The organism is Actinoplanes sp. NPDC048791, assembly GCF_040650095.1.
Lineage (GTDB): Bacteria > Actinomycetota > Actinomycetes > Mycobacteriales > Micromonosporaceae > Actinoplanes.
The window spans coordinates 1-7,812 of record NZ_JBEZGQ010000343.1 but is presented as its reverse complement, the minus strand read 5'-3'; the positions used below and the strand labels follow the sequence as shown (position 1 = coordinate 7,812).

Sequence of the window (7,812 nt, the reverse complement as noted above, 5' to 3'; positions counted from 1 at the left end):
GGTCGGGACGGTCAGGGTTGGGCGTTGACGAAGCCCACGAGCGTGGCGGTCCACCAGCCGGCCTGGGAGATGGTCGCCACCAGGACAGCGCGCAGCAGCAGCCGGCGCGGCGGGGTCGTGCCGTGGAGAGCGAGCAGCCGCCGCTGGACCGTCGCGGCGCTCAGGCCGTTGAGCGCCACGACCAGCACGGCGACCAGCTTGACCACGGTGAGCGGCGCGGAGGTGTCCGGCGCCAGGAACACCCCGCTCAGGCTCAGGCCGGCCAGGCCCAGCCAGATCGGGGTGTGTGCCACCTGGGCCGCCCGCACCAGGGAGAGCAGGTCCTGGCGCCCGATCAGCCACATCAGACCGAACCAGTCCAGGCTCAGCACCGCGCCCATGCCCAGCACGAGCGCGGCCAGGTGCACGAAGAGCGCGAACGGCCGGATGCCCGTCGCGGCCGGCATGTGCGGCGCGGCGAGCAGCATCGCGGCCCATCCGGCCGCGAGGGCCGAGGCAACGACATAGGACGGTACGCGGCGACGCTGCCGCAAGTGGCGCGGAGCAGAACTGACGGCGGTCAAGAAGACCTCCCGAGGCAGCCGTGGGAGCGCTCCCATCATCGCACATCATCGATGCGATCGGGCGCTCACGGGGTGCTCGGCGCTGCCCGTACCAGGGGCCTGTCCGGGGTGGTCGCAGTGACCGGCAGGTGGCTGCCGCTATTCCCGGCAACCACCCGGCCGTCCATCAGCAGAGAACGTTCACCTGGTTGTCCGCCGCCACGTTCGGGTCCACCTGCACGGTGCGGGTGATCTCCAGCAGCGTCGTCTCGATCTGGTTGGCGCCGACCGCCGACACGATGACGCGCGGCTGGGCGGCCAGCGCCTCCTCGATCTTCGTCGTGTCGATCCGCAGGTTCAGGCCACGGGCGGGCATATCGGGTCCGGCCATGTGCTTGTCTTCCCTTCTGTCGAAATCACATCACCCAGGGGTCGCGTCGATTCAGGCCAGCGGCGCCCCCTGCCCGGCCCAGAGGTCCCGGAGATGAGCGAGAGCGGCTGCCTGCGGTGGCGTGAGTTCTGCCTCCGGTCCGCTCTCGGTGAGCCGTACGAGGGCATCGCGGAGCTGCTCGCCGATCTCGAAGTCGACGTCGGCCGACGGTACGTAGAGGTAGTCCGCCTCGGCCCGCAGCACCGAGCTTCTCCGAAGCCGCTGCCAGCTGTCCCCCAGTCCGATGCCCTCGACGTTGTACGCATAGCCGGCAGCGGGCAGGAACGCGTCGGCGGCCGCGTACGCTCCGGACAGACTGTGCGAGCGGCTGCTGACGCTGATCGAAGACTGTCGACCCCGGTCCGTCGGCGGCCGGGTGCGGACTTCCATACGGCCTTCCACCGCGTACAGGAAGCGTTCGCGCTCCGCATGGCCGACGCGCCCCAGTACGGCCTGCACACCGGGAGATCGCAGGGCCTGCTCCCAGAGCCGGAACGCCTGCCGGCGATCGAGTCCGGCTTCGACGTCATAGGCCAGCCGTTCCTCGAACGTGTGGCCCGGCACCAGCTCGCGCAGGCCGGTCACCCCGAACTTGTCCGGCTGGAGCTGGACCGGCGCGGACCGGTTCAGGCAGAAGTACGAGAAGCCGGCGATGTCGAGCTCGCGACTGTGCTGCTCCACGAAGCCGATGGTCTCGAGCGCCTCGGCCTCGGTCTCACCGGGGAAACCGATGATGCACATGACGTGGATGCGGATGCCGCTGCGGTGGCACTCGGCCACGATCCGGTCGATCTCCACCCGCTTGATGCCCTTGTTCATGAGATCGAGCACCCGCTGGCTGGCCGACTCCATGCCGAAGGAGAACACGCGGCAGCCGGCCGCGAACGCGGCGTCGAAATCGGACCGGGTGAGCGACCGTTCCATCCGCAGTTCGCAGCCCCACCGGATCCCCAGGCCCGATTCGAGGACAGAGGACGACAGATGACGCAGCAGTTTCGGCGAGATCGACTCGTCCACGAAGTAGAAGTTCCGGCAGTCGTACCGTTCGGTGAGCTTCGCCAGATCGTCCACGATCGCGGACCTCGGCCGCGGCCGGTACGTGTCGCCGTAGATGTGGTGGTGCGTGCAGAAGGCGCACCGCCAATAGCAGCCACGAGAGGCGAGCACGGGCAGGGTGACGGCCGGCGCCAGGTACTCCGCCAGCGGTAGCCCGTCGAAGTCGGGGGTCGGTAGCTCCGCCGCCGCTACCGGCGCGGCCCGTGCGGTGGTCCGGACCTCGCCGTCCTCGTCGCGGTAGACGGTGTTCGGCACCACGGGGACCGCGACGCCACGGCCGAGCTGCTCCAGATACTCGAGCAGGGTGGCTTCACCTTCGTACAGCACGACTGTGTCGACGAAATCGAACAGCCACGCCTCCTGCCGCAGCTGCGCCCGCAGAGCGGTGAGCAACGGACCGCCGACCAGGATGCGGGCGTCCGGCCTCGCTCTCCGGAGCCACGCCGCGAGCGTCAGCGCGGGAAGAACCTGGCCGCGGTACACCAGGGAGATGCCGACGACGTCGCCCCGGAGCATGTCGGCGCTGACGGCACGGTCGTAGAAGTCGAAGAACCCGTTGTCCCGATCGGCCAGTCCGGCACGGAGCTCGGCCGGGCTCCCGCTCGAATAGCGGTAGACGGGCTCGGTGAAGTCGTACCGCTCCGGTGGCCGTACGGCGGTGGCGGCGTCGAGCGCCCACCGGACGATCCGGTACGCCTCGTCGAGTGTCCTCGGGTCCTGCTCCGTGGCGTCGCGAATGGTACTCAGGGCGGCGGGCAGCCCGTCGACAATGGTCTCCCGGCGATTCACCAGGCGGGCACAGCGGCCGTACTCAACCTGTTCCTGCCCGTTGACGGCACGACGGTCCAGCTCGCGCACACGTGCTTCCGCGGCGGCGATGTTCGCCTCCAGTGTGTGCGTGGTGAGCTGATGCTGCACGAACCGCAGGTTCAGATCGACCTGTTTCACCCGGTGCACCGAGCGGTCGTGGACGTACGCCGCGAGGACGGCGGTGCTCAGGTACGGATAGGCGATGCCGGTCAGCGGCGGGAACACCAGATCCACCTGGATCGGCCTGGTCATGAGACGACCACCTCCTGGCTTCGCGGTGAGGTGACGCAGCAGGCCGCGCGGAGTGCCGTCATGACATCGTCCGCCGTGGGCAGGCCGCCTTCCGTACTGGTCCGGCCGGTCGCGACCTCGTAGCCGCCGCGGCTGTCCAGAATGACGCAGCCGTCCCCGGCCAGCGTCGCCAGATTGCGCCGCACCGCGGGATGAGAACGCATGCGCGCATTCATGACCGGCGCGATCAGGGTGGGTCCGGCGCAATTCAGATAGCACGCCGAAACCAGATCACCCGCGTTCCCGCCGGCCAGCATGCCCAGCATGTTCGCCGTCGCCGGAGCGATCAGCATCGCGTCGCGGTCCTGCATCAGGCCGGCCGGATTCCACATCGTGCCGTCCGGGTCGTACATCCGGGCCGGGACCGGTGAGCCGAGAATATGCGAAAGAACGGTATGACTGATGTAGCGGTCGGCGGTGCTGGTCATCACGGCTCGCAGATCCACCGCGGCGAATGCGCTGAGGCGGAGCAACAGCGAATGTATTCCCACCGCACCGACGGAGCCGGTGATGCCGACCATCAACCGGCACGAGAAGCTCACGGCATCGCCCCGTTCCGGGCCAGCCTGGCGCACAATTTGGGTTTCAGATTGTCGGGTGCGAACGGGCAGCCCGGGTAACAACTGTGGTCCTTGAGGAATTCGCAGTCCGCGCAGATGTCCCACCGCGTGTTGTCGAGCCGGCCGTGCGCCTCCTGCTGGAAGTCCCGGAAGTACGAGCCGGACACGATGTCATCCAGAGGCCGCCGCCTGATGTCGACGAGCACGGGGTCGGCCCGGACGGTGTCATGGTGTTTGGTCCCGGCGAAGCACGGATGGACCGCCCCGTCGCTCGCCACCCGCAGCTGGCCCTCCCCGGTGTCGCAGTACGCGTCGCCGCCGAACTGCACGGTGTCTCCGTAGCGGGCCCGCAACGCTGTCTGGACACGCATCGGGATCTCGTACAGCACCACGGACACCCGCAGGCGGTCGGCCGCGACCGCCGCGGCACAGATGGCCTGGAAATAGGCCTCCGCCGTCGGCGGGCGGGGTGCTCCGGGCCGCAACGCGTTGCCGTACTCCTTGAGCACGGAGACCGCGATACTGTCGACGCCGATGTCGTCGGCCAGTTCGAGCATCGGGACGATCCCGTCGATGTTCTCCGCACACAGGACGTGCGAGATGTTCAATCTCGCCGGTGCCGCCGAACTCTCCCGTCCGGCCACGTAGCACCTCGCCGCGGCCACCGCCCGGTCGAAGGTTCCCCGGCCTCGGATGCGGTCGTTGACGGCTGCGCCGGCACCGTCGATGCTGATCGTGATGGTGGCCAGATTCCGCACCATCCACTCCAGCGCGTCGGCCTTCGGCACCAGCCAGCCGTTCGTCGTCACCGAGGTCCGCAGCCCGAACTTGCCGGCGATGACGCAGATGTCCAGGAAGTCGTGACGCAGCAACGGCTCCCCGCCGAGCAGGTGCAGCTGGCTGCCGCCGAGCCGGGCGAACTCGGCGAGCATGTGGGCCGCCGCGGGCAGATCTATGTCCCGGCCGGCCGCGGCGCGATCATCACCATTCGAACAATGGCCGCAGCCGAGATTGCACGCCTTGGTGAAATCCCAGGACATCGTGGCCTGACTGAGCGCCGGCACGGAAACAGCCGCTGCCGATTCGCCGACCTGATGCATTTCTGCCCCCTCCCATCGCCGGGGCACAACTGTGCCGCGCCGCGCTGTTCGGCGATGGGCGGCACACGCCCATTCAGACCGACCGCGGTCACGCACACAGGATGTCGACGGCTGCGCCATTCGGATCATCGAAGGAGTCCGAATGCGATTTGCTCATTCTCGCCAGCAACACGATCCTCCGGCCGCGCCGCCAGAGTCAAGGGGGGTTCGTGTGGTCATCTTTTCCGCATTCCTCAATGGACGGCCGCGGGCCGCCGGCACCATCCTGGAAAAATGCGATCAAGACCCGGTGTCCATGGCTTGTCGCACATATCTGGGTCCACCGATCATCCGTATCGGGCGACGACGACGAACGGGGCCGTCGAGATCGACGGCCCCGTTCTGGCGGGTCCTGGGCCGGTGACGCGTCCCCGCGACCGGCGTGCGGTCGCTAGCCGGCGTACGTCTCGAACTCGGCGACCTTGGGCGCACCCGTCGAGCTCGTGATGTTGAAGGTGATCTTGGTCAGCGACGTCGCGGCGAAGCTGATCACGCCCGCCCCGCTGCCCGAGGCCAGGACGGCGCCGGTGGCGTGGTTGATGACCTGCCAGGAGCCGATGCTGCCGGCCGAGCCCGACGCCTCGCGGATGTTGATCCGGGACACGGTGGTGGCGGAGCCCCACTTGATCGAGATGGAGCCGGTCGCGCCGGCCGGGGACCAGAAGGTGCTCAGGTCGCCGTCACGGACGTTGCCGTAGCCGGTACCGCTGGCCTTGCTGGAGCCGTCCGAGCCGGCCCCGATGCTCAGGTTCGTGCCGCTGGGCTGGGTCGGCGGCGGGGTGGTCGGGGTCGGCGTGGGGCTGGCCGGGCCGGGCGTGGTCGGGGTCGGCTGCTGCGGCGAGCAGTTGCCGTTCGAGACCTGCAGACCCTTGTTGGCGCCGGCCGTCTGGCTCACGATCGCCGGCACGCAGGAGGCGCCGTCCAGGGTGTACGCGTACGGGATGCTGACCGTGGTGTTGCTCTGCGGGTTGGGGCCGGCGGGGTTGTTCTCGCTGCCCGGGGCGGACCACGTCACGTTGTCGAAGATGTTGCCGCTGACCTGCCAGAAGCCGGCCTCGGAGGTGTAGAAGGTGCCCAGCACGTCCTTGGAGTTCTTGAAGTAGTTGTTCTCCACCTTGGCGCGGGCGCCGGCCCGGGAGTTGATGCCGGACTCGTTCAGGCTCACGTACGAGTTGTTGTAGATGTGCGCGATGCCGCCGCGCAGCAGGGGCGTGCGTGAGTCGAGGTTCTCGTACGAGTTGTGGTGGAACGTGATGAAGCTGTTGGACCGGTCGCTCTCGCTGGAGCCGATCAGGCCGCCGCGGCCGGAGTTGCGCAGGATGCTGTAGGACAACGTCACGTACTGGGTGTTGTCCTTCATGTCGAACAGGCCGTCGAAGCCCTCCGACTCCCCGCCCGACGCCTCCAGGGTGGCGTGGTCGACCCAGACGTTGCGGACGGTGCTCTCCATGCCGATGGCGTCGCCGCCGTTGGAGGTGGGCGAGCCCGACTTCTTGACGTTCCGGACGGTCACGTTCTGGATGATGATGTTGCTGGAGTCCCGGATGTGGATGCCCAGCTGGTCGAAGACCGCACCGCCGCCGACCCCGATGATCGTGACGTTGCTGATCTCCTTGAGCTCGATCTTGTCGGCCGCGGTGTTGCAGCTGGCGCCGGACACCTTGGTGGTGTTGCCGTGGTTGATGGTGCCCTGCACCTCGATGATGATCGGGGTGCTGCTGCTGGCCCGGCCGCACAGGGCCGCGTGGATCGCGGTGCCCGTGGTCGCCCGCACCGTCTGCCCGCCCGCGCCGCCGGTGGTGCCACCGTTCTGGGTCGCGTAGCCGGTGACGCCGCCGGTCGCGGCCGACGCCTCGGACATCGGCAGGGCCACCGCGACGGCGCCACCGACGGCCGCCGTGCCCAGTGCCGCCAGGAGTCGCAATGCGACTGTTCGTCTCATCCTCGTCTCACCTTTCCTCGCATGTGCCGTGGGTCCGGGAAGGGTGCAGCGCCCCACGGCACCGACGAAGATGCCGGCCGGCTCAGGCCAGGAAAGCGCTTACCTGGAGCGAGGATAGAGAGACGTTCGTCGATAGGGCAAGGTGCTGTCCGGATTACGGGCATACGGCCGTGATGTTTCCGCGGTATTGCCACTGAGGCGGTCCTGCAGCTGAGGCGGTCCTGCAGCTGAGTCAGCCGCGGCCACCACCCGGGGCGCCGGCGCGGGCCTCGATCGCCTTGACGGTGTTGCCGAGGGTCTTCGCGAGGAAGCCCTTGCCCACGGTGCCGAGCAGCGCCCCGACCACCCGCCCTTTGAGGTTGCGGCCCTCGCGCACCACCACGACGTCCAGGTCGGTCCCGCCGCCGGGCTGCCGGTCGAGGGTGTAGGTATGGCCCGACGCACCGCCCCAGATGTTGGAATCGGTGGTCGTCATGACAACGCGGCGCGGATCGGACCAGTCGTAGCGCAGGCGTTCTCAGATGCCGCCCGACCCCTCGGTGACATCGGCCCAGTCGGCGCCCCGGTCATGCACCTTCAGAAACTCGTCGGAGCTGTTCCCGAACAGCTCGGCCCGCCCCGGCCCGAAATCGGTGAGCGCGGCGACGACCTGCTCCGGTGTCGCCGTGGTGGTCTGCTTGAGGTGGATCGTGGCCATGACGTGCTCCTCGGAACGGGTTCTCTGCTGACTGCTGCCAGCCTCCCCGTTCCGAAGATCCACCGAGCCGGTGACACACCCTGGTCAGGCCACCGGCACACCCTGGCCGCTCGCCCGGGCCGGGGCCTGCCGGGCCAGCTCCCGGCGATTGGCCCGCGCGATGATCACCGTGCCGACGACGGTCGGCGCGATCCAGGCGATCAGGCTGCCCCGCGTCATCTGCACCAGGAAAGCGGTGACGAAGGAGATCACGCTGCTGCCCATCAGGTTCAGATGCCAGACCCGCCACGCGTACGGCGACCCGCCCAGCACCGGCCGCCGGCGGGCCAGCCAGACCCCGCCGCC

At 68.8% G+C, this 7,812-nt stretch carries 9 protein-coding genes; all 9 read right to left on the bottom strand.

All coding sequences use genetic code 11. From position 1 onward, the window contains the following. Positions 1–11: 11 nt before the first annotated feature. Entirely contained in the window at positions 12–563 is a 552-nt protein-coding gene (locus AB0C29_RS23615) for a hypothetical protein (protein WP_360823765.1), read from the bottom strand. A 166-nt stretch (positions 564–729) separates the two neighbouring features. Then, positions 730–933, bottom strand: coding sequence for a hypothetical protein (locus AB0C29_RS23610; RefSeq protein ID WP_360823762.1), 204 nt, complete (start codon positions 931–933; stop codon positions 730–732). Positions 934–984: 51 nt separating this feature from the next. After that, positions 985–3,090: a radical SAM protein gene (locus AB0C29_RS23605; protein ID WP_360823759.1), complete on the bottom strand. Its 2,106-nt coding sequence runs from the start codon at positions 3,088–3,090 to the stop codon at positions 985–987. Beyond that, positions 3,087–3,650: a flavoprotein gene (locus AB0C29_RS23600; RefSeq protein WP_360823756.1), complete on the bottom strand. Its 564-nt coding sequence runs from the start codon at positions 3,648–3,650 to the stop codon at positions 3,087–3,089. Before AB0C29_RS23600 ends, AB0C29_RS23605 begins: the two co-directional genes overlap by 4 nt. 17 nt (positions 3,651–3,667) lie before the next feature. Next, positions 3,668–4,753, bottom strand: coding sequence for a radical SAM protein (locus AB0C29_RS23595; RefSeq protein ID WP_360823753.1), 1,086 nt, complete (start codon positions 4,751–4,753; stop codon positions 3,668–3,670). Positions 4,754–5,219: 466 nt separating this feature from the next. Then, positions 5,220–6,770 carry a pectate lyase gene (locus tag AB0C29_RS23590; RefSeq protein WP_360823750.1) on the bottom strand — a complete coding sequence of 517 codons (1,551 nt, stop codon included), beginning with the start codon at positions 6,768–6,770 and terminating at the stop codon, positions 5,220–5,222. A 232-nt stretch (positions 6,771–7,002) separates the two neighbouring features. After that, positions 7,003–7,245 carry a hypothetical protein gene (locus tag AB0C29_RS23585; RefSeq protein WP_360823747.1) on the bottom strand — a complete coding sequence of 81 codons (243 nt, stop codon included), beginning with the start codon at positions 7,243–7,245 and terminating at the stop codon, positions 7,003–7,005. Between the two features lie 42 nt (positions 7,246–7,287). Further along, on the bottom strand, positions 7,288–7,467 hold the full coding sequence (locus tag AB0C29_RS23580; RefSeq protein WP_360823744.1) for a hypothetical protein: 180 nt from the start codon (positions 7,465–7,467) through the stop codon (positions 7,288–7,290). 84 nt (positions 7,468–7,551) lie between these two features. After that, positions 7,552–7,812 (bottom strand): hypothetical protein (locus tag AB0C29_RS23575; protein ID WP_360823741.1); only part of this gene is annotated, 261 nt, incomplete at its 5' end.

Excerpts from the sequence above, each read along its gene's own strand:
- AB0C29_RS23580 (WP_360823744.1), bottom strand. The coding sequence starts at position 7,467 with ATGGCCACGATCCACCTCAAGCAGACCACCACGGCGACACCGGAGCAG.
- AB0C29_RS23605 (WP_360823759.1), bottom strand. The coding sequence starts at position 3,090 with ATGACCAGGCCGATCCAGGTGGATCTGGTGTTCCCGCCGCTGACCGGC.
- AB0C29_RS23600 (WP_360823756.1), bottom strand. The coding sequence starts at position 3,650 with ATGGTCGGCATCACCGGCTCCGTCGGTGCGGTGGGAATACATTCGCTG.
- AB0C29_RS23585 (WP_360823747.1), bottom strand. The coding sequence starts at position 7,245 with ATGACGACCACCGATTCCAACATCTGGGGCGGTGCGTCGGGCCATACC.
- AB0C29_RS23610 (WP_360823762.1), bottom strand. The coding sequence starts at position 933 with ATGGCCGGACCCGATATGCCCGCCCGTGGCCTGAACCTGCGGATCGAC.
- AB0C29_RS23590 (WP_360823750.1), bottom strand. The coding sequence starts at position 6,770 with ATGAGACGAACAGTCGCATTGCGACTCCTGGCGGCACTGGGCACGGCG.